The 23418-nt window shown below is 70.3% G+C and carries 19 protein-coding genes and 1 tRNA gene; 2 read left to right on the top strand and 18 right to left on the bottom strand.

Going from position 1 to position 23418, the window contains the following annotated elements; translation table 11 throughout:
• Positions 1-66: 66 nt before the first annotated feature.
• From IEY71_RS09500 to coaE, 12 genes are all read right to left on the bottom strand, one after another.
• Positions 67-432: an RNA polymerase-binding protein RbpA gene (locus IEY71_RS09500; protein ID WP_189084948.1), complete on the bottom strand. Its 366-nt coding sequence runs from the start codon at positions 430-432 to the stop codon at positions 67-69.
• On the bottom strand, positions 432-683 hold the full coding sequence (gene secG / locus IEY71_RS09495; RefSeq protein WP_189084947.1) for a preprotein translocase subunit SecG: 252 nt from the start codon (positions 681-683) through the stop codon (positions 432-434). Before secG ends, IEY71_RS09500 begins: the two co-directional genes overlap by 1 nt.
• A gap of 99 nt (positions 684-782) precedes the next feature.
• Positions 783-1571, bottom strand: coding sequence for a triose-phosphate isomerase (tpiA, locus tag IEY71_RS09490; protein WP_189084946.1), 789 nt, complete (start codon positions 1569-1571; stop codon positions 783-785).
• A complete protein-coding gene (locus IEY71_RS09485; RefSeq protein WP_189084945.1) occupies positions 1562-2776 on the bottom strand; it encodes a phosphoglycerate kinase in 1215 nt (404 codons plus the stop codon). The genes tpiA and IEY71_RS09485 overlap by 10 nt, the downstream gene beginning before the upstream one ends.
• A 34-nt stretch (positions 2777-2810) precedes the next feature.
• Positions 2811-3815 carry a type I glyceraldehyde-3-phosphate dehydrogenase gene (gene gap, locus IEY71_RS09480; protein ID WP_189084944.1) on the bottom strand — a complete coding sequence of 335 codons (1005 nt, stop codon included), beginning with the start codon at positions 3813-3815 and terminating at the stop codon, positions 2811-2813.
• Between the two features lie 99 nt (positions 3816-3914).
• Complete coding sequence (locus IEY71_RS09475; protein ID WP_189084943.1) at positions 3915-4541, bottom strand: superoxide dismutase; 627 nt, start codon at positions 4539-4541, stop codon at positions 3915-3917.
• Positions 4542-4645: 104 nt separating this feature from the next.
• On the bottom strand, positions 4646-5626 hold the full coding sequence (whiA, locus tag IEY71_RS09470; RefSeq protein ID WP_189084942.1) for a DNA-binding protein WhiA: 981 nt from the start codon (positions 5624-5626) through the stop codon (positions 4646-4648).
• A 42-nt stretch (positions 5627-5668) separates the two neighbouring features.
• Positions 5669-6544, bottom strand: a complete 876-nt coding sequence (gene rapZ, locus IEY71_RS09465; protein WP_189084941.1) for an RNase adapter RapZ — start codon at positions 6542-6544, stop codon at positions 5669-5671.
• A gap of 35 nt (positions 6545-6579) precedes the next feature.
• The gene (gene uvrC / locus IEY71_RS09460; RefSeq protein ID WP_189084940.1) at positions 6580-8535 is read right to left on the bottom strand and encodes an excinuclease ABC subunit UvrC; all 1956 of its coding nucleotides are present in this window, start codon (positions 8533-8535) and stop codon (positions 6580-6582) included.
• 3 nt (positions 8536-8538) lie between these two features.
• A complete protein-coding gene (gene uvrA, locus IEY71_RS09455; protein WP_189084939.1) occupies positions 8539-11445 on the bottom strand; it encodes an excinuclease ABC subunit UvrA in 2907 nt (968 codons plus the stop codon).
• A 95-nt stretch (positions 11446-11540) separates the two neighbouring features.
• Positions 11541-13607: an excinuclease ABC subunit UvrB gene (gene uvrB, locus IEY71_RS09450; protein ID WP_189084938.1), complete on the bottom strand. Its 2067-nt coding sequence runs from the start codon at positions 13605-13607 to the stop codon at positions 11541-11543.
• A gap of 72 nt (positions 13608-13679) precedes the next feature.
• A complete protein-coding gene (coaE, locus tag IEY71_RS09445) occupies positions 13680-14291 on the bottom strand; it encodes a dephospho-CoA kinase (RefSeq protein ID WP_189084937.1) in 612 nt (203 codons plus the stop codon).
• Positions 14292-14338: 47 nt separating this feature from the next.
• Between coaE and IEY71_RS09440 the strand changes: the two genes are divergently transcribed.
• Complete coding sequence (locus IEY71_RS09440; protein WP_189084936.1) at positions 14339-14953, top strand: DUF4126 domain-containing protein; 615 nt, start codon at positions 14339-14341, stop codon at positions 14951-14953.
• A 67-nt stretch (positions 14954-15020) separates the two neighbouring features.
• Here IEY71_RS09440 and rpsA read toward each other — a convergent pair whose 3' ends face one another.
• The 5 genes from rpsA to IEY71_RS09415 form a co-directional block, all read right to left on the bottom strand.
• Entirely contained in the window at positions 15021-16472 is a 1452-nt protein-coding gene (gene rpsA, locus IEY71_RS09435) for a 30S ribosomal protein S1 (RefSeq protein WP_189084935.1), read from the bottom strand.
• Positions 16473-16580: 108 nt separating this feature from the next.
• Complete coding sequence (locus IEY71_RS09430; protein ID WP_189084934.1) at positions 16581-17612, bottom strand: epimerase; 1032 nt, start codon at positions 17610-17612, stop codon at positions 16581-16583.
• Positions 17609-19276 carry a DUF885 domain-containing protein gene (locus tag IEY71_RS09425; RefSeq protein ID WP_189084933.1) on the bottom strand — a complete coding sequence of 556 codons (1668 nt, stop codon included), beginning with the start codon at positions 19274-19276 and terminating at the stop codon, positions 17609-17611. The genes IEY71_RS09430 and IEY71_RS09425 overlap by 4 nt, the downstream gene beginning before the upstream one ends.
• A 79-nt stretch (positions 19277-19355) precedes the next feature.
• Positions 19356-22034, bottom strand: coding sequence for a DNA polymerase I (gene polA, locus IEY71_RS09420; RefSeq protein ID WP_189084932.1), 2679 nt, complete (start codon positions 22032-22034; stop codon positions 19356-19358).
• Between the two features lie 155 nt (positions 22035-22189).
• On the bottom strand, positions 22190-22795 hold the full coding sequence (locus tag IEY71_RS09415) for an ANTAR domain-containing response regulator (RefSeq protein WP_189084931.1): 606 nt from the start codon (positions 22793-22795) through the stop codon (positions 22190-22192).
• 36 nt (positions 22796-22831) lie between these two features.
• Between IEY71_RS09415 and IEY71_RS09410 the strand changes: the two genes are divergently transcribed.
• Positions 22832-22917, top strand: a tRNA-Leu gene (locus tag IEY71_RS09410).
• A gap of 37 nt (positions 22918-22954) precedes the next feature.
• Here IEY71_RS09410 and IEY71_RS09405 read toward each other — a convergent pair.
• Positions 22955-23418 (bottom strand): SRPBCC family protein (locus IEY71_RS09405; protein ID WP_373292253.1); only part of this gene is annotated, 464 nt, incomplete at its 5' end.

Below are 23418 nucleotides of genomic sequence, written 5' to 3'. Positions count from 1 at the left end.
AGAACGGCGGGCGGATCCGAATGGATCCGCCCGCCGTTCTGCGTCGGGTGCCGGAGCGTGCCGGGGTTACTCGGGCGCGCTCGTGCCGCGGCGCGCGCGGAGCTGCTGGAGGGCCTCCTCGAGCAGGGCGGCCGCCTCCTCCTCGGTGCGGCGCTCCTTCACGTAGGCGAGGTGCGTCTTGTACGGCTCGGCCTTGGACAGCGACGGCGGGTTCGCCTTGTCGCGGCCGGCGGGGAGGCCGGTCGAGGGGCTGTCGATGACCTCGGGGATCTCCTCGTCGGGGAGGTTCGCCGCGAAGTAGCGGACCGTCTCGTTGCCCTGGGCGTCCCAGTAGCTGACGGCGACGCGGTCGGCGTGGAAGCCGCGGTCCTGCTCGCCCATGGGGCCGGCGCCGACGCGCGAGCCGCGGATTGCGCTGTTTCCCGAGACCATCAGATGCCCGCTTCGAACTTGGTGATGAGGCCGAGCACCACGATGCAGGTCACCCAGACGAGGCCGAGGATGATCGTGATCCGGTTGAGGTTGCGCTCCGCGACGCCGGAGGCGCCGAGGTTGGAGGTCACGCCGCCGCCGAACATGTCGGAGAGGCCGCCACCGCGACCCTTGTGCAGCAGGATGAGCAGGGTCAGCAGCAGGCTCGTAAGGCCGAGCAGGACCTGCAGGACGACCTGGAGAATCTCCACGGTGAAACCTTTCCGGGCACGACGGACTGGTCGGTGCCGACAATCGAGTATAGCCGGGCGGCGGCCCGGGAGCGCGTCGGCGCCCCGGGCCGCACCCGATCAGGCGCCGACGTGCTTCTTGAAGCGGACGATCGCCGAGAACTCGTCGATGTCGAGGCTCGCACCGCCGACGAGGGCGCCGTCGACGTTCGGTTCGCGCAGGAACGCCGCGATGTTCGCGGCCTTCACCGACCCGCCGTAGAGGATGCGAGTGGCCTGCGCGACCTCGTCGCCGGCGAGCTCCGCCAGGACCGCGCGGAGCGCGGCCGCGACCTGCTCGGCCTGCGCCGGCGTCGCGGCCTGACCGGAACCGATCGCCCAGACCGGCTCGTACGCGACGACGAGCCCCTTCGAGGCATCCACGCCCTCGAGCGCGCGACGGAGCTGCGCGACCGGAACGGCGCTCGCGCCGTGGGCCTCCAGATCTTCCGCCGTCTCACCGACGCAGAGCACCGGCACGAGGCCGTGGCGGTGCGCGGCGATCACCTTGGCGTTCACGTCCTCGTCGCTCTCGGCGTGCAGCGTGCGCCGCTCCGAGTGGCCGATGATGACGTAGCCGCAGTCGAGCTGCTTGAGGAACGCGCCCGAGATCTCGCCCGTGTACGCGCCGGAGTCGTGCTTCGACAGGTCCTGCGCGCCGTAGCCGATGGGCAGGGAGTCGGCCGTGACGAGGGTCTGCACCGAGCGAAGGTCGGTGAACGGCGGGAACACCGCCACCTCGGCGTCCGCGTAGTCGTGCTTCGCGTCGGCGAGGCTCCAGGCGAGCTTCTGGACGAACGCGATCGCCTGCAGGTGATCGAGGTTCATCTTCCAGTTGCCCGCGATGAACGGGGTGCGCTTCACTGCCATCCGAGGACCTCCAGTCCGGGGAGTTGCTTGCCTTCCAGGAACTCGAGGCTCGCGCCCCCGCCCGTGGAGATGTGACCGAACTGGGCGTCGTCGAAGCCCAGCTGCCTGACCGCGGCGGCGGAGTCGCCGCCGCCGACGACGCTCAGGCCGTCGACCTCGGTGAGCGCCTCGGCCACGGCACGGGTGCCGGCGGCGAAGGGCGCCAGTTCGAACACGCCCATCGGGCCGTTCCAGAACACCGTCTTCGAGCCGCGGATGCGGGCCGCGAAGTCGGCCGCCGTCTCGGGGCCGATGTCGAGACCGAGCCCGGCAGAGCCGAACGGCGTCTCCTCGATGGCGTCGGCGGCAGTCACCACGTGCTCGGCGTCCGCCGAGAACGAGGCCGCGACGACGACGTCGCTCGGCAGCACGAGCTCGACGCCGCGCTCGGCGGCCTCGGCGAGGTAGCCGCGGACCGTGTCGAGTTGATCGGCCTCGAGCAGGCTCGAGGCGACCTTGTGCCCCTGGGCGGCGAGGAACGTAAACAGCATGCCGCCGCCGACGAGCAGGGTGTCGACCCGGGGCAGCAGGTGCGCGATCACGCCGAGCTTGTCGGACACCTTCGAACCGCCGAGCACGACCGTGTACGGCCGCTCGGGCGTCTCGGTGAGCCGGTCGAGCACCTCGAGCTCGGCCGCGATCAGAAGACCGGCGGCGCTCGGCCGCAGCTGCTCGAGCTCGTAGACGCTCGCCTGCTTGCGGTGCACGACGCCGAAGCCGTCGGAGACGACGACGTCGGCGAACGCCGCGAGCTGCTCGGCGAAGGCCCGGCGCTCCGCGTCGTCCTTCGCGGTCTCCCCCGCGTTGAAGCGGAGGTTCTCCAGCACGAGCACCTCGCCGTCGCCGAGCGCGGCGACCTTCGCCTGAGCGTCCTCGCCGACCGTGTCGGAGGCGAAGCCGACCGGCGCGTCGAGCAGCTCACCAAGACGAGCGGCCACGGGCCGGAGGCTGTACTTCGCCTCCGGCTCGCCCTTCGGCCGGCCCAGGTGGGAGATGACGACGACGCGGGCGCCCTGCGCGAGCAGGGCGTTCAGCGTCGGCAGCGAGGCCCGCACGCGGCCGTCGTCCGTGATCGTCTCGCCGTCCAGGGGGACGTTGAGATCGCATCGGACGACGACGCGCTTGCCGGCGAGCTCACCGAGGGAATCGATGGTTCGCAGAGTCACTGTGCTCCGTTTCGGTCGCCGGCGGTCAGCCGGATCAGAGACGCTCGCCGACGTACTCGGCGAGGTCGACGAGGCGGTTCGAGTAGCCCCACTCGTTGTCGTACCAGCTGGAGAGCTTCACCTGGTCGCCGATGACGCGCACGAGGCCGGCATCGAAGATCGACGAGTGCGGGTCGGAGACGATGTCGCTCGAGACGATCTCGTCCTCGGTGTACTTCAGGATGCCCTTCATGGGGCCCTCGGCGGCGGCCTTGTACGCGGCCTTCACCTCGTCGACCGTGACCGGGCGCGAGGCGGTGACCGTGAGGTCGGTGATCGAGCCGGTGGGCACCGGGACGCGGAGCGCGAAGCCGTCGAGCTTGCCGACGAGCTCGGGCAGCACGAGGCCGATGGCCTTCGCGGCGCCGGTCGAGGTCGGCACGATGTTGATCGCCGCGGCGCGGGCGCGGCGCAGGTCCTTGTGCGGGCCGTCCTGCAGGTTCTGGTCGGCGGTGTACGCGTGGACCGTGGTCATCAGGCCGCGCTCGATGCCGAAGGCGTCGTTGAAGACCTTGGCGAGCGGGGCGAGGCAGTTGGTGGTGCACGACGCGTTCGAGATGATGTGCTGCGTCTCGGGGTCGTAGTCCTGCTCGTTGACGCCGATCACGAAGGTCGCGTCCTCGTCGGTCGCGGGGGCCGAGATCAGCACCTTCTTGGCACCGGCCTCGAGGTGCTTGCGCGCGTCGGCGGCCTTGGTGAAGAAGCCGGTCGACTCGATGACGATGTCGACGCCGAGCTCGCCCCAGGGCAGGTTCGCGGGGTCGCGCTCCGCGAAGGCCTTGATCTTGGTGCCGTTGACGATGAGGTTCTCATCGTCGTATTCCACGGTGGCGTCGAGGCGACCCGTGATCGAGTCGTACTTCAGCAGGTGAGCGAGGGTCTTGTTGTCGGTGAGGTCGTTGACCGCGACGATCTCGAGGTCGGCGCCCTGGGCGAGCGCTGCGCGGAAGAAGTTACGGCCGATGCGGCCGAATCCATTGATGCCGATCTTGACGGACACGGGAAGGTCTCCTGATTGGACTGGGCGCGAACGCGCCGTTTGGGAAGGATGAGGCACGGACGGCGGTGTCCCCGGACCAGGTCCGGGGACACCCATCCGCTACGACAGTAGCAGCAGGCCCGCGGTCTTCTCGGTGGCCGCCTGCCAGCGCTTCTGCACGTTCGCCCAGTCCACGATGGTCCAGAACGCCTTGACGTAGTCGGCGCGCACGTTCTGGTAGTCCAGGTAGTACGCGTGCTCCCACACGTCGAGCATCAGCAGCGGCACGATGCCGGCCGGGAAGTTCGCCTGCTGGTCGAAGAACTGCACGATGATCAGGCGCTGCCCGATCGAGTCCCACGCGAGCACGGCCCAGCCGGAGCCCTGCACGCCGAGCGCCGTGGCGGTGAAGTGCTTCTGGAACCCGTCGAAGGAGCCGAAGTGGTCGTCGATCGCCGCGGCGAGCTCGCCGCTCGGCTTGTCGCCGCCCTCGGGCGAGAGGTTCGTCCAGAAGATCGAGTGGTTGACGTGTCCGCCGAGGTTGAACGCGAGGTCCTTCTCGAGCTTGTTCACGTTGGCGAGGTTGTCCGTCTCGCGCGCCTCGGCGAGCTGCGCGAGCGCGGTGTTCGCGCCGGTCACGTAGGCCTGGTGGTGCTTCGAGTGGTGCAGCTCCATGATGCGACCGCTGATCGCCGGCTCGAGCGCCGCGTAGTCGTACGGAAGATCCGGGAGGGTGTAGTCAGCCATTGCTTCTCCTTGTCAGATGCCGGGGTCGTCCGGGCCTCTGCCTGGTCCAACCTCGGCCTCTCCGAGTCTATGCCCGAAGGCCCGACCGGGGCCGGGCCTTGACGTCACACCTCGTCGAGGTCGGCGGGCAGGCTCGCCTCCGTGCCGGGCACCCCGAGGTCGGCCGCCCGCTTGTCGGCCATCGCCAGGAGGCGGCGGATGCGCCCCGCGACCGCGTCCTTCGTCATCGGCGGATCGGCGTGGTGGCCGAGCTCGTCGAGGCTGGCGTCCCGGTGCGCGAGGCGCAGCTCGCCCGCGTACTTCAGGTGGTCGGGGATGTCGTCGCCGAGCAGTTCCATCGCGCGCTCGACGCGCGCGCACGCGGCGACCGCGGCCTGCGCCGAGCGCCGGAGGTTCGCGTCGTCGAAGTTCACGAGGCGGTTCGCGGTGGCGCGCACCTCGCGCCGCTGGCGGAGCTCCTCCCAGTTGCGGACGGTGCCGCTCGCGCCCATCACCTGGAGCATGGCGCTGATCGCCTCGCCGTCGCGGACCACGACCCGGTGCACGCCGCGCACCTCGCGGGCCTTCGCCGCGATGCCGAGCCGTCCGGCGGCGCCCACGAGCGCCATCGCGGTCTCATTGCCGGGGCAGGTGATCTCGAGAGCCGCCGAGCGGCCGGGATCGGTGAGGCTGCCGCTCGCGAGGAACGCCCCGCGCCAGACCGCCGCCACCTCGTCGCGCGAGCCCGTGGTGAGGCGGTTCGGCAGGCCGCGCACCGGCCGGCGCCGGGCATCGAGCAAGCCGGTCTGCCTGGCGAGCGTCTCGCCGCCCTCGAGCACGCGGACGAGGTACTGGTTGCCGCGGCGCACGCCGCCGGCCGCCGAGACCGAGACGTCGGGGCGCACCCCGTAGAGCTCGGCGAGGTCGCGGGTGACCCGACGCACGAGGGTCGGTGAGTCGAGCTCGGCCTCGATCGCGATGCGACCCGAGATGATGTGCAGCCCGCCCGCGAAACGCAGGATCGTGGCGAGCTCAGCGGCCCTGACGCTCGTCTTCGCGACTTCGACGCGAGCCAGCTCTTCCTTCACATCAGCCGTCAATGCCACGTGGTTCCCAATCTTCCGTTGTTGCCGCCGCTCCCCCGAGGATCATTCTCGTCCGAGGTCGCGGTCTTTGATACTGACGGCGACCCCTGGCAGTTGCCCGAGTCGCCCGGCGATCTCCCGCACGATCGCGACCGAGCGGTGCTTGCCGCCGGTGCAGCCGATCGCGACCGTCGCGTGTCGCTTGTTCTCGCGCTGATACCCCGCCAGGACGGGCGCGAGCGCCGCCGCGTAGGCGTCGATGAACTCCATCGCCCCCGGCTGCCCCAGCACGTAGCCGGAGACCCGTTCGTCCTCCCCCGTCAGCGCCCGCAGCTCGGGCTCCCAGAACGGGTTCGGCAGGAAGCGCGCGTCGGCCACGTGGTCGGCATCGGTCGGGATGCCGTACTTGAAGCCGAAGCTCAGCACCGTCACCCGGAGCCCCGCCCGATCGGCCTCGGCGAAGGTGTCGGTGACGAGCGTCGCGAGCTGGTGGATGTTCAGGTCGGAGGTGTCGACGACGAAGTCGCTCGACTCCCGGATCGCCGCAACCCTGGCCCGCTCCGCGCCGATCCCGTCGAGCAGCGTGCCGTCGCCCTGCAGCGGGTGCGGACGACGGACCGATTCGAAGCGCCGGACGAGCGCGGCGTCGGTGGCGTCGAGGAACATCACGCGCACGTTCACGCCCGTTCGGAGCGCCTGGATGATCTCCTGCAGCTCCCAGAAGAAGTCGCGGCCGCGGATGTCCACGACCGCGGCGATGCGGGGAAGCGAGTTGCCGGCCCGCTCGACGAGCTCGACGAGGGGCCGGAGCATCTGCGGCGGGAGGTTGTCGACGACGTACCAGCCGAGGTCTTCGAGGGCGTTCGCGGCGGTGGATCGACCGGCTCCGCTCATCCCGGTGACGATGAGCATCTCCTGGTGCTCCGTCTCGTCTGCCATCAGCCGGCCGCCCCCTTCGTTTCTGAAGCTCCAGCCTACCGGGGCGCGGGGGCGCGCACGGTCTGTAGATGCCCGTGCACCGTCTCCGCGAGGACCGGCCCGATGCCCTTCACCTCGGCGATCTCGCTCGGCGTGGCCCCCTTCAGGCGCGCCACCGAGCCGAAGTGCCGGAGCAGCTCTTTCACGCGGGCGGGCCCGAGGCCCGGGATCTCGGCGAGGACCGTGCCGATGTCGCGCTTGCGGCGCTGGCGCTGATGCGTGATCGCGAAGCGGTGCGCCTCGTCACGGATGCGCTGGAACAGGAAGAGCGCATCGCTGTTGCGGGGCAGAATCACCGGGAAGTCGGACTCGGGGGTCCAGATCTCCTCCAGGCGCTTCGCGATGCCGCAGAGGTAGATGCCCTGCACGCCCGACTCGCGCAGCGCCCGCTCGGCGGCGGCCACCTGCGGCTGCCCGCCGTCGACGACGAGCAGATTGGGCGGGTAGGCGAACTTCTTGCGCCGCGCGGGCTCGACCACGGCGTCGGCGTCGCTCGGATCGACGCCGAGCTCGCCGACGGTGCCGGCAGCCACAGACGAATCGTCTGCGGCATCCGTCGTCGGCTCCCCCGTGTCGCGCAGGTAGGCGAGGCGCCGCGTGAGCACCTGGTGGATCGAATCGGTGTCGTCGGTCGAGTTCGGGATCGTGAACCGCCGGTACTGGTCTTTGCGCGGCAGGCCGTCTTCGAACACGACCATCGAGGCGACGATGTTCGTGCCGCTCAGGTGCGAGACGTCGTAGCACTCGATGCGGAGCGGGGCATCCGCCATGCCCAGCGCCTCCTGGATGTCCTCGAGCGCGCGCGAGCGCGTCGTGAAGTCGGCGCTGCGACGCGTCTTGTAGAGCATGAGGTTCTGCTTGGCGTTCTGCTCGGCGGTCGCCAGCAGCGCCGCCTTGTCGCCGCGCTGGGCGGCGCGCAGGCGCACCTTGCGGCCGGCGTGATCGCCGAGCCACGCCTCGACCGCCTCGGCGTCGTCGGGCAGCACCGGCACGATCACCTCGCCCGGCGGGCGGAGCTCGTCGGCGTACGCGTTCTGCAGGACGACGTCGACGAGTTCGCCGAGCGGCACGTCGAGCTCCTTGTCGACGGTCCACGAGCGGACGCCGCGCACCCGGCCGCCGCGCACCGCGAACATCTGCACGGCCGCCTGCAGCTCGTCGTGGTCGATGCCGAAGACATCGAGGTCGACCTTCTCGCCGAGCACCATCGCGCTCTTCTCGAAGAACTCGCGCGCAGCCTGGAGCTGGTCGCGGCGGCGCGCGGCCGTCTCGTAGTCCTGCGCCGCAGCGGCCTCGCGCATCTCCCGCTCGAGGTCGCCGAGGATCGCCGTGTCCTGGTTCTGCATGAACGCGACGAAACGGTCGACGTTCTGCCGGTGCTCCTCGATCGTGACCTTGCCCGAACAGGGCCCGAAGCAGCGGCCGATCTGCCCGGCGAAGCACGGCTTGCCGCTCGCCATGGCGCGCCGGTAGTCGCTGTCCTTGCACGTGCGGATCGGGAACAGCTTCGTCAGGATCTCGAGCGTCTCGCTCACGGCCCACACCTTCGGGTACGGGCCGAAGTACCTGGCCCCCGGGATGCCTCGCTTGCGCGAGACCATCGCCCGCGGCGCCTCGTCGCCGAGCGTCACCACGAGGTACGGGTAGGACTTGTCGTCCTTGAAGCGCACGTTGAACGGCGGCTTCCACTCGTTGATCCAGGTGATCTCGAGCTGCAGCGCCTCGACGTCGCTGCGCACGACGGTCCACTCGACCGAGGCCGCCGTGGTCACCATCCGCCGCGTGCGCTCGTGCAGGGTGTGCAGCGGCGCGAAGTAGTTCGACAGCCGGGCCCGGAGGTTCTTGGCCTTGCCGACGTAGAGCACCCGCCGCTCCGCATCGCGGAAGCGGTACACCCCCGGCGAGGTCGGGATCTCCCCGGCCTTCGGCCGGTACGGGACGGTGCCGGCCATCGCCTAGCCGGCCGCCCGCCGAGCGGTGGGCTGCTCGACGGCGGCCTGGGCCTCGAAGATCTCGCGCAGGAAGAAGCCGGTGTGGCTCTCTTCGACGTCGGCGACCTGCTCGGGCGTGCCCGTGGCGACGATCTGACCGCCGCCGGAGCCGCCCTCGGGGCCGAGGTCGATGATCCAGTCGGCCGACTTGATCACGTCGAGCGAGTGTTCGATGACGATGACCGAGTTGCCCTTGTCGACGAGCTTGCCGAGCACCTTCAGCAGCTTCCGCACGTCTTCGAAGTGCAGGCCGGTGGTCGGCTCGTCGAGGACGTACACGCTGCGGCCGTTCGAGCGGCGCTGGAGCTCGGTGGCGAGCTTGACGCGCTGCGCTTCACCGCCCGAGAGGGTCGTCGCGCTCTGGCCGAGCTGCACGTAGCCGAGGCCGACGTCGACGAGGGTCTTGAGATAGCGGTGGATCGCGGAGATCGGCTCGAAGAACTCGGCCGCCTCGCTGATCGGCATCTCGAGCACCTCGGCGATGTTCTTGCCCTTGTAGTGCACCTGCAGGGTCTCGCGGTTGTATCGCTTGCCGCCGCAGACCTCGCACGCGACGTAGACGTCGGGCAGGAAGTTCATCTCGATCTTGATCGTGCCGTCGCCCGAGCACGCCTCGCAGCGGCCGCCCTTGACGTTGAAGCTGAACCGGCCCGGCAGGTAGCCGCGCGCCTTGGCCTCGGCCGTCTCGGAGAACAGCGTGCGGATGCGGTCGAACACGCCCGTGTAGGTGGCGGGGTTCGACCGGGGCGTGCGCCCGATCGGCGCCTGGTCGACGTGCACGACCTTGTCGAGGTGCTCGAGGCCGCTCACGCGCCGATGCTTGCCCGGCACCTTGCGCGCCCCGTTGAGCCGGTTCGCGAGCACCCGGTAGAGGATGTCGTTGACGAGCGAGGACTTGCCGGAGCCGCTGACGCCGGTGACCGCGGTCAGCGTGCCGAGCGGGAAGCGCACGTCGACGTTGCGCAGGTTGTTCGCCGCGGCGCCCTCGACCGTGATCATGCGCTCGGGGTCGACGGGCCGACGGGACTCGGGGATCGCGATCTCCTTGCGACCGGAGAGGTAGTCGCCGGTCAGCGAGTCGGTGTTCGCGAGCAGCTCGACGTAGCTGCCCGAGTGCACGACCGTGCCGCCGTTCACGCCGGCGCCCGGGCCGATGTCGACGATCCAGTCGGCGGTGCGGATGGTGTCCTCGTCGTGCTCGACGACGATGAGGGTGTTGCCGAGGTCGCGGAGCGCGATGAGCGTGTCGATGAGCCGCCGGTTGTCGCGCTGGTGCAGGCCGATGCTCGGCTCGTCGAGGACGTAGAGCACGCCCGTGAGCCCGGAGCCGATCTGCGTAGCGAGCCGGATGCGCTGCGCCTCGCCGCCGGAGAGCGTGCCCGCGGCGCGCGCCAGGTCGAGGTAGCTGAGCCCGACCCGGATCAGGAAGTCGAGCCGGAGCTTGATCTCGCGCAGCACCTGCGCGGCGATCGCCTGCTCGCGGTCGGTGAGCTCGAGCTTGTCCATGAAGGCGCGGGCGTCGGTGAGGCTCAGCCGGCACACCTCGGCGATGCTGCGCTCGTGGATGTGCACGGCGAGCACCTCGGGCTTCAAGCGATTGCCGTCGCAGACCGGGCACGGCACCTCGCGGAGGTACTCGGCCCAGCGGGCGCGCTGCTGGTCGGTCTCGGCCTGCACGTACTGCCGCTCGATGTAGGGCACGACGCCCTCGAAGCCCGAGGTGTAGCTCATCTCGCGGCCGTAGCGGTTGCGCCAGCGCACCTTGACCTCGAAGTTGTCGCCGCGGAGCACCGCCGCGCGCGCCTCGGGCGCGAGCTCTTCCCACGGGGTGTCGAGCGAGAAGTCGAGGTCGCGGGCGAGGCCGGACAGCAGCTTCTCGTAGTAGTTGTAGAGGCTCTTGCCCTGCGAGGTCCACGGCAGGATGACGCCCTCGGCGATGGACAGCGCCGGGTCGCCGAGCAGGAGCTCTTCGTCGACGGACATGCGGGTGCCGAGGCCGGAGCACTCGGGGCAGGCACCGAACGGAGCGTTGAACGAGAAGGTGCGCGGCTCGATCTCGGTCAGCTGGATCGGGTGCTGGTTCGGGCAGGAGAGCTTCTCGGAGAAGGTCTGCCAGGCCTCGGGCCCGTCTTCGTCGACGTAGTTGATCTGCACGAGCCCGTCGGTCAGGCGCAGTGCGGTCTCGAGCGAGTCGGTGAGCCGGCCCAGGATCTCGGGCGAGGAGACGAGCCGGTCGACGACGACCGAGATGTCGTGCTTGACCTGCTTCTTGAGCTTCGGCGGCTCGTCGAGGCGGATGACCTCGCCGTCGACGACCGCGCGCGAGAAGCCCTGTGCGGCCAGCTCGCGGAACAGGTCGACGAACTCGCCCTTCTTCTTCGACACGACCGGGCTCAGCACCTGGAAGCGCGTGCCGTCGGCGAGCTCCATGAGCTGGTCGGCGATCTGCTGCACGGTCTGACGCTGGATGCGCTCACCGCAGACGGGGCAGTGCGGCACGCCGATGCGCGCCCAGAGCAAGCGCATGTAGTCGTAGATCTCGGTGATCGTGCCGACGGTGGACCGCGGGTTGCGGTTGGTCGACTTCTGGTCGATGGAGACGGCCGGGCTCAGCCCCTCGATGAAGTCGACGTCGGGCCGGTCGACCTGCCCCAGGAACTGGCGGGCGTACGCGGACAGCGACTCGACGTAGCGACGCTGCCCCTCGGCGAAGATCGTGTCGAACGCGAGCGACGACTTGCCCGAGCCGGAGAGCCCGGTGAAGACGACCATCGCGTCGCGCGGGATCTCGACATCGACGTCGTGGAGATTGTGCACGCGGGCACCACGAACGCTCAGTCGGGAGTGGGCATCGAGACGTGAAACTGGCACCCTACGAGTCTAGGGACGACCACCGACACTCCTCCCCCGACGGCTGCGCTGTGGGCGAACACACGTTCGAATCAGGCGTGGATGGCCTGCGCCGATCAGCCGAGGTGGCCGGCCTTCTCCATCTGCCGCAGCTCGCGCTTCAGCTCGGAGACCTCGTCGCGCAAGCGAGCGGCGAGCTCGAACTTGAGCTCCCCCGCCGCCTCGAGCATCTGCCCGTTCAGGTCGCGGATGAGGCTCTCGAGGTCGTTCGCGCCCTCGGCGGCGATGCCCTCGCGACGGAGGTTCGGCACGGGCGAGGTCTTCTTCGCGTCACGGCCGGCGAGGAGCGCCGCGGTGTCGGCCTCCTCGCGCGCGAGCACCTGGGTGATGTCGGCGATCCGCTTGCGCAGCGGCTGCGGATCGATGCCGTTCACCCGGTTGTACTCGATCTGCTTCTCGCGACGCCGGTTGGTCTCTTCGATGGCGTTCGTCATGGAGTCGGTCATGACGTCGGCGTACATGTGCACCTGGCCGGAGACGTTTCGCGCCGCACGACCGATGGTCTGGATGAGCGAGGTCGAGGAGCGCAGGAAGCCCTCCTTGTCGGCGTCGAGGATCGCGACGAGCGAGACCTCGGGGAGGTCGAGGCCTTCGCGCAGCAGGTTGATGCCGACGAGCACGTCGTAGACGCCGGCGCGCAGCTCCGTGAGCAGTTCGACGCGCCGGAGGGTGTCGACGTCGGAGTGCAGGTACCGGACCCGCACTCCGGCCTCGGTGAGGAAGTCGGTGAGCTCCTCGGCCATCTTCTTCGTGAGCGTCGTCACCAGCACGCGCTCGTCGCGCTCGGCGCGCACCCGGATCTCTTCGAGCAGATCGTCGATCTGCCCCTTCGAGGGCTTGACCACGATCTCGGGGTCGACGAGACCGGTCGGACGGATGATCTGCTCGACCACGCCGTCGGCGATGCCGAGCTCGTAGCGCCCCGGCGTCGCCGAGAGGTAGACCGACTGGCCGATGCGGTGCTTGAACTCGTCCCACTTCAGCGGGCGGTTGTCGAGCGCGCTCGGGAGCCGGAAGCCGTGCTCGACGAGGGTGCGCTTGCGCGAGGAATCGCCCTCGTACATGGCGCCGATCTGCGGAACGGTGACGTGCGACTCGTCGATGACGACGAGGAAGTCGTCGGGGAAGTAGTCGAGCAGGCAGTGCGGCGGCTCGCCCGCCGAGCGCCCGTCGATGTGCCGCGAGTAGTTCTCGATGCCCGAGCAGAAGCCGATCTGCTCCATCATCTCCAGGTCGAACGTGGTGCGCATGCGCAGCCGCTGCGCCTCGAGCAGCTTGCCCTCGCGCTCGAGCTCGACGAGCCGTTCGTCGAGCTCGTCGCGGATGGTGCCGATCGCCCGCTGCATGACGTCGGTCGAGGCGACGTAGTGCGAACCGGGGAAGACGGGGACGGCGTCGAGCTTCTGGATGACCTGGCCGGTGAGCGGGTGCAGGCTGTACAGCGCCTCGATCTCGTCGCCGAACATCTCGATGCGGATCGCGTGCTCTTCGTACACCGGGATGATCTCGATCGTGTCGCCGCGCACGCGGAAGTTGCCGCGGGAGAAGTCGACGTCGTTGCGCTGGTACTGCATCGAGACGAACTTGCGGATGAGCCAGTCGCGGTCGACGCGCTGGCCGACCTGCAGCGGCATCATCGCGTTCAGGTACTCCTCCGGCGTACCGAGACCGTAGATGCACGACACGGTGGAGACGACGACCACATCGCGCCGGGACAGCAGCGAGTTCGTCGTGGAGTGGCGCAGCCGCTCGACCTCGGCGTTGATCGACGAGTCCTTCTCGATGAAGGTGTCGGTCTGCGGCACGTAGGCCTCAGGCTGGTAGTAGTCGTAGTACGAGACGAAGTACTCGACCGCGTTGTGCGGCATGAGCTCGCGGAACTCGTTCGCGAGCTGCGCGGCGAGGGTCTTGTTGTGGGCGAGCACGAGGGTCGGCCGCTGCACCTGTTCGATGAGCCACGCCGTGGTCGCCGACTTGCCGGTGCCGGTCGCGCCGAGCAGCACGACGTCGGTCTCACCCGCGTTGATGCGGGCCGCGAGCTCGGCGATCGCCTGCGGCTGATCGCCGCTCGGCTGGTATTCGCTGACGACCTCGAACGGGCGCACGGAGCGGGTGGATTCCATGCCGTCAAGTCTAGGTTCGGCCACCGACACGACGGCCGGCTCGAGGCATCCCTTCGCGCAGGGCGAACCCGATCAGCGCGCCGCGAGCTCCGACGTGACCCGCGACCAGAGCGCGTCGGCCTGGCTCATCGTGTGGCCGAGCGAGCCGTCGGTGTCGATCACGACGTCGGCGACCTTCAGCCGCGCCTCGCGGTCGATCTGCGCGTCCACGCGCGCCTCGGCCTGCAAGGGATCGAGGCCGCGCTGCTCGACGAGCCGCTTGACCTGGGTACGCTTCGGGGCGTCGGTCACGACGACGAGGTCGAAGGGATGGTCGACGTTCGCCTCGACGAGGAGCGGCACGTCGTAGACCACGACGGCGTCTGGGTTCTCGGCCTCGGCCTTCGCGATCAGGCGGCCCGAGAGCTCGCGCACCGCGGGGTGCACGATGGCGTTGAGCTTCGCCCGCGCGGCGTCGTCGCCGAAGACGATGCCGCCGAGACGCTCCCGGTCGAGCGAGCCGTCGGCGCGGAGCACCTCGGGGCCGAAGGTCTCGGCGATCGCCGCGAGCGCCGGCGTGCCGGGCTCCACGACCTTGCGCGCGAGCTGGTCGGCGTCGAGATGCACGGCGCCGTGCTCGTAGAGACGCCGGGCGACGGTGGACTTGCCGGACGCGATGCCGCCGGTGAGGCCGATCAGGTACACAGCCTCACTCTAGCCGTGCGAGACTCGTGCCGGCGGAAGGAGGCCGCATGCTGGAACTGCTGACGGCCACCGGGCTCGCGCTCGCGGCCGGCCTCAACGCGTGGATCCCGCTCGTGCTCCTCGGCGCGCTCGACCGCTTCACCGGCCTCGTCGAGCTCCCGCCCGCCTGGTCGTGGCTGGCGAACGAGTGGGTGCTGCTCATCCTCCTGGTGCTGCTCGTCGTGGAGTTCCTGGCCGACAAGGTCCCGGGGCTGGACACCGTCAACGACGTCGTGCAGACGGTCGTTCGCCCGACCGCGGGCGGGATCGCCTTCGGCTCGGGCCTGGGCGCGAGCACCGTCGCCGTCACGGACCCCGAGACCTTCTTCGCCACGCAGCAGTGGGTGCCGATCGCGGTGGGCGTCGTGCTCGCGCTGCTCGTGCATCTGTTGAAGGCCGGGGCCCGCCCGATCCTGAACGCGGCGACCGCGGGCGTCGCCGCGCCGATCGCGAGCACCGCCGAGGATGCCGGGAGCGTGCTCATCGTCGTCGCCGCCGTGCTGGCGCCGATCCTCGTGCTCCTGGCGATCGCGGCCGCGATCGCCGCGACCGTCTGGCTCGTCCGTCGCCGGCGCAGACGCCGGTCGGCGCGCACCCGGCCGGAGCCCGACGCATCCGCCTGATCCGGTCCCCGGAACGGCGGAAGGCCGGCTCCCGAGGGAGCCGGCCTTCCGGTGATCGCAGGAACGATCAGTTGTTGCTCGAGAGCTTCTCGCGGAGCGCCGCGAGCGAGGCGTCGTCGGCGAGGGTGCCCGCGCCGGCGGTCTCGCTCGAGTAGGACGCGCCACCGGCCGAGAACGAGTCGTCGGCGGCCTGAGCGGCGAGCGAAGCAGCAACCTGCTTCTTGTGCGCCTCCCAGCGAGCCTGGGCGGCAGCGTAGTCCTGCTCCCACTTCTCGCGCTGGGCCTCGAAGCCTTCCTTCCACTCGTTCGTCTCGGGGTCGAAGCCCTCCGGGAACTTGTAGTTGCCCTGCTCGTCGTACTCGGTGAGCATGCCGTAGAGCGCCGGGTCGAACTCGGTGCCCTCGGGGTCGACGCCCTCGTTCGCCTGCTTCAGCGAGAGCGAGATGCGGCGACGCTCGAGGTCGATGTCGATGACCTTGACGAAGACCTCTTCGCCCACCGACACGACCTGCTCGGCCAGCTCGACGTGCTTGCCCGACAGCTCCGAGATGTGCACGAGGCCCTCGATGCCGTCTGCGACGCGGACGAACGCACCGAACGGAACCAGCTTCGTGACCTTGCCCGGCGCGACCTGACCGATCGCGTGGGTGCGGGCGAAGACCTGCCACGGGTCTTCCTGCGTCGCCTTGAGCGAGAGCGAGACGCGCTCGCGGTCGAGCTCGACGGAGAGCACCTCGACGGTGACCTCCTGGCCGACCTCGACGACCTCGCTGGCGTGCTCGATGTGCTTCCACGAGAGCTCGGAGACGTGCACGAGGCCGTCCACGCCGCCCAGGTCGACGAACGCACCGAAGTTGACGATCGAGGAGATGACACCCTTGCGGATCTGGCCCGGGTGCAGGTTGGCGAGGAAGGTCGAGCGCGACTCCGACTGGGTCTGCTCGAGCAGCGCACGGCGCGACAGGACCACGTTGTTGCGGTTCTTGTCGAGCTCGAGGATCTTCGCCTCGAGCTCCTGGCCGAGGTACGGGGTGAGGTCGCGCACGCGGCGGAGCTCGATGAGCGACGCCGGGAGGAAGCCGCGGAGGCCGATGTCGACGATCAGGCCGCCCTTGACGACCTCGATGACCGAACCGGTCACCACGCCGTCGGACTCCTTGATCTTCTCCACGTCGCCCCACGCGCGCTCGTACTGCGCACGCTTCTTCGACAGGATCAGGCGGCCTTCCTTGTCCTCCTTCTGGAGAACGAGGGCCTCGACGGTGTCGCCGACCTCGACGACCTCGCTGGGGTCGACGTCGTGCTTGATGGAAAGCTCACGCGAGGGGATGACACCCTCGGTCTTGTACCCGACGTCGAGGAGGACCTCGTCGCGGTCGATCTTGACGACAGTGCCCTCGATGAGGTCGCCGTCGTTGAAGAACTTGAGCGTCTTCTCGACCGCGGCGAGGAAATCGTCAGCAGATCCGATGTCGTTGATCGCGACCTGCTTGGGCGCCTTGGTCGTTGCGGTTGTCATGAAGTAATTGCTCCGAATGGACAATATCGGGCCCGTCGCGAAGGTAGAGCGTGTGTGTGTTCCGCGATGGGCATGCGGACAGGAATGTCACACGAGTGACGTCCCATCCTAACCGATTTCGGACGGGCGGGGCAATGCGGCCGTCCCGCTCCCCCGCTCGCGCCCGCCCGCCGGGCCTCGCACGACCGAGCGCAGCGCCGGCTCGAGCTCGGGATACGCGAATCGGAACCCCGCGGCCTCGAGCCGCTCCGGAACCACCCGGCGGCTCTTCAGGACCAGCTCGGTCTCCGTGCCGATCATCGCGGCGCCGAGCTCGAGCAGCCAGCGCGGCTGCGGCGCGCCGAACGGCACCCCGACGATGCGCCGCAGGGTCGCCATCAGCTCACGGTTCTGCACCGGGTTCGGCGAGCTCAGGTTCACCGGCCCCTCGAGGGCGTGCAGTTCCAGGAAGTCGATCGCCCGGACCACGTCGTCGAGGTGGATCCAGCTGAACCACTGGCGCCCCTTGGTCGGGCGGAAGTGATGTGCCGTGCCCGCCGCACGACGGTCCGCCGACACCGGCCAGCGGCCGTCGTATTGCGGCCCGCCCAGCCCGAGCCTGGTCAGACGGACGAGCGGCGCCAGCGCCCCGCCGCGACCGAGCACGATCGCCGTGCGCAGCGCGACCCGCCGGGTGCCGGGCAGCGCGCCGGAGAAGAGCTCGGCCTCCCACGCCCCGGCGACCGCGACGGAGAAGCCCTCGCCGTGCTCCCCGGCCGACTCCGTCATCGCCCGGTCCTCGGCGTGCCGGTAGATCGTCGCCGTCGAGGAGTTCGCCCAGAGCGCGGGCGGACGCTCGGCCCGCCCGATCGCCCGGTGCAGCGCCGCCGTCGTCCGCAGTCGGGAGTCGAGGATCTCGGCGCGGTTCGCCGCCGTGTACCGGCAGTCGACGCTCTTGCCCGAGAGACCGACGACGAGCGCGGCACCGTCGACCGCCCTCGCGATGCCGTCGGCGTCGTGCCAGCCCAGATCGGCGTCGCCCCGGCCGATGGTGACGAGCTCGCGGCCGGCACGCCGGGCGTGCGCGACGATCGCCCGGCCGAGGAAGCCGCTCGCTCCCCCGACGACGACGCGGCCCAGGCGGCCGGGCTCCTCGGTCACCCGAGCAGCGCGGAGCGCAGCGTGTCGAGCCCGACGCCGCCGAGCGCGAGCGCCCGGCTGTGGAAGCGGCGGATGTCGAAGTCGGCGCCCTCACGGCGGCGCAGTTCGTCGCGCAGCTGCTCCCAGATGCGCTGCCCGACCTTGTACGACGGCGCCTGCCCCGGCCAGCCGAGGTAGCGGTTCACCTCGAAGGTGATGAAGCCGTCGTTCATCGCGACGTTCCGGCCCATGAACTCGAAGGCGTAGTCGCCCGTCCAGGCGCCCTCCCCGTCCGGCCGCTGCTTGCCGAGGTGCACGCCGATGTCGAGCACGACGCGAGCGGCGCGCATCCGCTGCCCGTCGAGCATGCCGAGCCGGTCCGCCGGGTCGTCGAGGTAGCCGAGCTCCTCCATGAGCCGCTCCGCGTAGAGCGCCCAGCCCTCGGCGTGACCGGAGGTGCCGGCCAGCTGCCGGCGCCAGAGGTTCAGCGTGCCCCGGTTCACGACCGCCTGCCCGATCTGCAGGTGATGCCCGGGGACGCCCTCGTGATACACGGTCGTGAGCTCGCGCCACGTGTCGAACTCGGTGACGCCCTCGGGCACCGACCACCACATCCGCCCGGGCCTGGAGAAGTCGTCGGTGGGGCCCGTGTAGTAGATGCCGCCCTCCTGAGTCGGAGCGATCATGCACTCGAGGGTGCGGATCTCCTCCGGGATGTCGAACTGGCTCGCGCCGAGCTCGGCCACCGCGCGGTCGCTCGTCTCCTGCATCCAGCGCTGCAGCGCCTCGGTGCCGACGAGCTTGCGGCTCGGGTCGGCCTCGAGCGCGGCGATCGCCTCGCGCACCCCGCCGCCCGGCACGATCTCGCGGGCGATCGACTCCTGCTCGGCGACCATCCGCGCGAGCTCCTCGATGCCCCACTCGTAGGTCTCGTCGAGATCGACGACCGCGCCGAGGAACTGGCGGGACTGGAGCGCGTAGATCTCCCGGCCCACCCCGTCGCTCTGCCCCGCGGCCGGGGCGAGCTCCCCCTCGAGGAACTCGGCGAGGCCGCGGTACGCCTCGGCGGCGGCGCTCGCGGCACGCTCGAGATCCTGCTGCAGGGAGTCGGGCAGCGCACTGCCGTCGGCGTTCGCCGAGGAGGCGAAGTCCGCGAAGAAGCCGTCGCTCGCCGCCGTGCGGCGCGCCTGCGCGGCGACCTCCCGGACCTGGCGCGCCGCCGGCACCACGCCGCGGCGGATGCCCTCGCGGAGGGTCTCGGCGTAGCCGCCGATGGCCTCGGGCACCGCGGCGAGTCGGGTCGCGATCCGCGACCAGTCGTCGAGCGACGCGGTCGGCATCAGGTCGAACACCTCGCGGATCTCCTGCGCCGGGCTCGCGATGACATTCAGGTCGCGAAGGTGCAGCTGGGCGGCGTCGCGTTCGAGCGCGAGCTCCAGTTCGCTGCCGAGATCGTCGCGGGTGACCCGGTCGACGTCGTCGACGACCGGTGCGGCCCGCAGCGCCGACAGCGCCGCACGCGTCGCCTCGCTCGCCCGTTCGTGGCCCTCCGGCGAGTAGTCGGGCAGCCGGTCGTCGGCCTCGCTGCGGCCGATATAGGTGCCGACGGTCGGGTCGAGGTCGACGAGCGTGTCGACCCAGCCCTCCGCGACTCGATCGATCTCGGTCTGCGCGCGTTCTGCCATGGGCCGAGCCTAGCCGCCGCCCGGCCGACCGCGCAGGCAGCGACACCCGGACGAGAGCCCGGGTGCCGACGCCCGGGGCTCAGTGCGCGGCGTCGTCCCAGTTCGCGCCGCGCCCGACCTGCACGTCGAGCGGGACGAGCAGCTCGGCCGCGTTCGCCATGCGGGCGCGCACGATGCCCTCGAGCTCGTCGCTCTCGCCTGCGGCGACCTCGAAGATGAGCTCGTCGTGCACCTGCAGCAGCATGCGCGAGGCGAGCCCGCGCTCGCGGGCGTCGCGTTCGATGCCGGTCATGGCGACCTTGATGATGTCGGCGGCCGAGCCCTGGATCGGCGAGTTGAGCGCGGCCCGCTCGGCGTTCTCGCGCAGCACCCGGTTCGGGCTGTTCAGATCGGGGAACGGGCGGCGGCGGCCGAAGATCGTCTCGGTGTAGCCGTCGATCTTCGCCTGCTCGACGACGCCGCGGAGGTAGTCGCGCACGGCGCCGAAGCGCTCGAAGTAGTCCTTCATCAGCTGGGTCGCCTCTGCGCGGTCGATGCGCAGCTGCTTGGACAGGCCGAATGCGCTGAGGCCGTACGCGAGACCGTAGGACATCGCCTTGACCTTGGTGCGCATGAGCGGCGTCACGTCGGCCGGATCGACCGAGAAGATGCGCGCGCCGACGAAGCGGTGCAGGTCTTCGCCCGCGTTGAACGCCTCGATCAGCCCGGCGTCTCCGGAGAGGTGCGCCATGATGCGCATCTCGATCTGGGAGTAGTCGGCGGTGAGCAGTTCGGTGTACTCGGCGCCGTGGCGGAACGCGACACGGATGCGCCGGCCGTCTTCGGTGCGGATCGGGATGTTCTGCAGGTTCGGGTCGTTCGACGACATGCGACCGGTCGCCGCGCCGATCTGCCCGTACGTGGTGTGGATGCGCGCATCCGCGGCGATGGACTTGTCGAGCGACTCGACGATCTGCCGCAGCTTCGTGGCATCGCGGTGCTCGAGCAGCAGGCCGAGGAAGGGGTGCGGGTTCGACTCCTGGAGATCGGCGAGCGCCCCCGCGTCGGTCGTGTAGCCCGTCTTCGTGGCGCGGGTCTTCGGCATGCCGAGCTGGTCGAAGAGCACTTCCTGCAGCTGCTTCGGCGAACCGAGGTTCACCTCGCGGCCGATCTCGGCGTAGGCCGCGGCGGCGAGCCCGGCGGCGCGCTCCCCCAGCTCGGCGGACAGGGCGGCGAGCGCCTCGTGGTCGACCGCGACGCCGCGGAGCTCCATCGCGGCGAGCACCGGCACGAGCGGCATCTCGATCTCGGCGAGCACGCGGCGCGGGCCCTCGTCGAGGGCGGCGAGCACGAGCGGGGCGAGCCGCACCGAGTACCAGGCGAACTCGGGCGCTCCCGAGTCGCTGCCCTCTTCGGGAACGAGCTGCGAGGGGTCGCCGATGGGCACCGTCTCGCCGAGGTACCGATCGACGAGCTCGATCAGATTCTTCTCGGTGAGGTTCGGCCGCACGAGCCAGGCCGCGAGCAGCGGGTCGACGACGAGGCCGTCGACGGAGAGCCCGCCACGGATGAGCGCCTTCAGCTGCGCCTTCGCGTCGGTCATGATCTTGGGCGCGTCGCTCGCCAGCCAGGCCTCGAACGGACCGAACTCGGCATGTCCGGCCTGCCACGGCAGCTCGATCGAAGCGTCGGCCGTGGCGACGCCGATCGTCGCCACCTCGCCGCCCGCGGTCTCGACGTGCAGCCCGAGCCCGGCCGGCGCCGCCTGCTGCGCCTGCTCGAGCCAGGCCGCCAGCTCCTCGCCCACGGGTCGCGTGGGCACGGGAGCCGCGACGGCGGGCTCGCGCTCGACGGGGGCCGCGGCGGCGCGCGCGGCGCCGTTGGTCTCGCCGCGGGCGATCTTCATGACGCGATCGAGCAGGGTCTTGAACTCGAGTCGGCCGAACAGCTCGTGCACGGCGTCCTCGTCGATCGGCCGGGCTTCGAGATCGGCCAGCTCGAGCTCGAGCTCGACGTCGGTGACGAGGCGGTTGAGCTTGCGGTTGCGGATCGCGTTCTCGCGCTCGCGGCGCAGGTTGTCGCCGACGACGCCCTTGACCTCGTCGATGTGGTCGAGGATGCCCTGGAGATCGCCGTAGAGCTTCAGCCACTTGACCGCGGTCTTCTCGCCGACCTTCGTGATGCCGGGCAGGTTGTCGCTCGTCTCACCGACGAGGGCGGCGATCTCGGGGTACTGCTGGGGCGGCACGCCGTAGCGCTCGACGACCGCCTCGGGGTCGTAGCGCTTCAGCTGCGACACGCCCTGGGTGTTCGGGTACAGCAGGGTGACGTCGTCGTTCACCAACTGGATGGTGTCGCGGTCGCCGGAGACGAGCAGCACGCGGTACCCCTCGGCCTGGCCGCGGGCGGCGAGCGTCGCGAGGATGTCGTCGGCCTCGAAGTCGTCCTTCTCGAGGGTCGTGATGTTCAGCGCCTTCAGCGCCTCCTGCAGGATCGGCACCTGGCCCTTGAACTCGATCGGCGTCTCGCCGCGGTTGCCCTTGTACTCCTCGTACTCGCGCGTGCGGAACGAGACGCGCGACTTGTCGAACGCGACCGCGAGGTGGGTGGGCTTCTCGTTCTGCAGCAGCAGGAGCAGCATCGACAGGAAGCCGTGGATGGCGTTCGTGTGCTGCCCGTCGCGGGTCTGGAAGCTGTCGACCGGCAGGGCGTAGAAGGCTCGGAAGGCCAGCGAGTGGCCATCGACGACGAGGAGGGTGGGCTTTGCTGCGTCCGTCACTCGGACAGCCTACAAGCGGCCGCCGACACCCGAAGTCCGTCGTCGGCGGCGCGGAGCGGCGCGCACGGGGAAACGGCGGATGCCCCGCCGGCACGTGGCCGTCGGGGCATCCTGAGTCGGAGGGAACGCCCGGCCGTCGGCCGGACGTTCTCGCGTCACTTCTTGGCGGAGAGCTGCTCGATGATCGCCTGCGAGACGTCGCGCATGGTGAGGCGGCGGTCCATGGAGGCCTTCTGGATCCAGCGGAACGCCTCGGGCTCGGTGAGGCCCATCTTCTCGTTCAGCAGGCCCTTGGCGCGGTCGACGAGCTTGCGGGTCTCGAAGCGCTCGACGAGGTCGCCGACCTCCGCCTCGAGCGCGATGATCTGCGCGTGGCGGGCCAGGGCGATCTCGATCGCGGGCAGCAGGTCGTTCGGGGTGAACGGCTTCACGACGTAGGCGAGGGCACCGGCCTCGCTGGCGCGCTCGACGAGCTCCTTCTGGCTGAACGCGGTGAGCAGCACGACCGGGGCGATGTGCCCCTTCGAGAGCCGCTCGGCGGCCGAGATGCCGTCCAGCTGCGGCATCTTCACGTCCATGATGACCAGGTCGGGCCGCAGCTCCGTCGCGAGCTGCACGGCGGTCTCGCCGTCACCCGCCTCGCCGACGACCTCGTAGCCGTTGTCCCGCAGGATCTCGACGATGTCGAGGCGGATGAGCGACTCGTCTTCGGCCACGACCACGCGACGCGGTGCGGGCTGGGTTGATTCGGTGTCAGTCACGCCAGAAAGCCTACGGTATTCTGAGCGAGGCCTCTGGCCGGTGTGGCGGAATGGCAGACGCGGAGCACTCAAAATGCTTTGCCCGAAAGGGCGTGTGGGTTCGACCCCCACCACCGGCACCAGTGTGCGGTCGCCCGCCGGCCGGGCGCGTCGTGCGGCTCAGTCGAGGTCCGCCGCGGCCCGCTCCGCGGCGGCGGCGACGTGCCGGTTCCGCTCCTCGATGAGTCGCCGCAGATGCCGCCCGAGCACGGGTTCGACGAGGCGGCCGAGAGGCCCGAACGGCGCTCGGAACCGCACTTGGTCGCGCATCACGGTGCCGCCGTCCACCGGTTCGAAGCGATGCTCGTGGCGGAACGCCGCGAACGGCCCGCGCAGCTGCTCGTCGACGAAGCGGTGGGGGCGCTCGTACGCGGTGATGCGGCTCGTCATCCGGAAGCGGACCCCGAAGTGCCGGGCGCGCCAGGTGACCTGCTCCCCCGGCCCGATCCGCCCGGACGTGACGCCGGCGACGGCCCGCTCGCCGCTCGACCGCATCGACTCGAGGTGGAGATCGATGTCGCACGAGGCGTCGAACGCCGCCTCGGGCGGCGCCGCGATGCGGGTGGCGCACTCGAACTCGGCGG

This window comes from Agromyces mediolanus, assembly GCF_014648575.1.
Taxonomy (GTDB): domain Bacteria; phylum Actinomycetota; class Actinomycetes; order Actinomycetales; family Microbacteriaceae; genus Agromyces; species Agromyces mediolanus.
The sequence above is the reverse complement of the archived record's forward strand: the minus strand, read 5'-3'. Positions and strand labels throughout refer to the sequence as shown.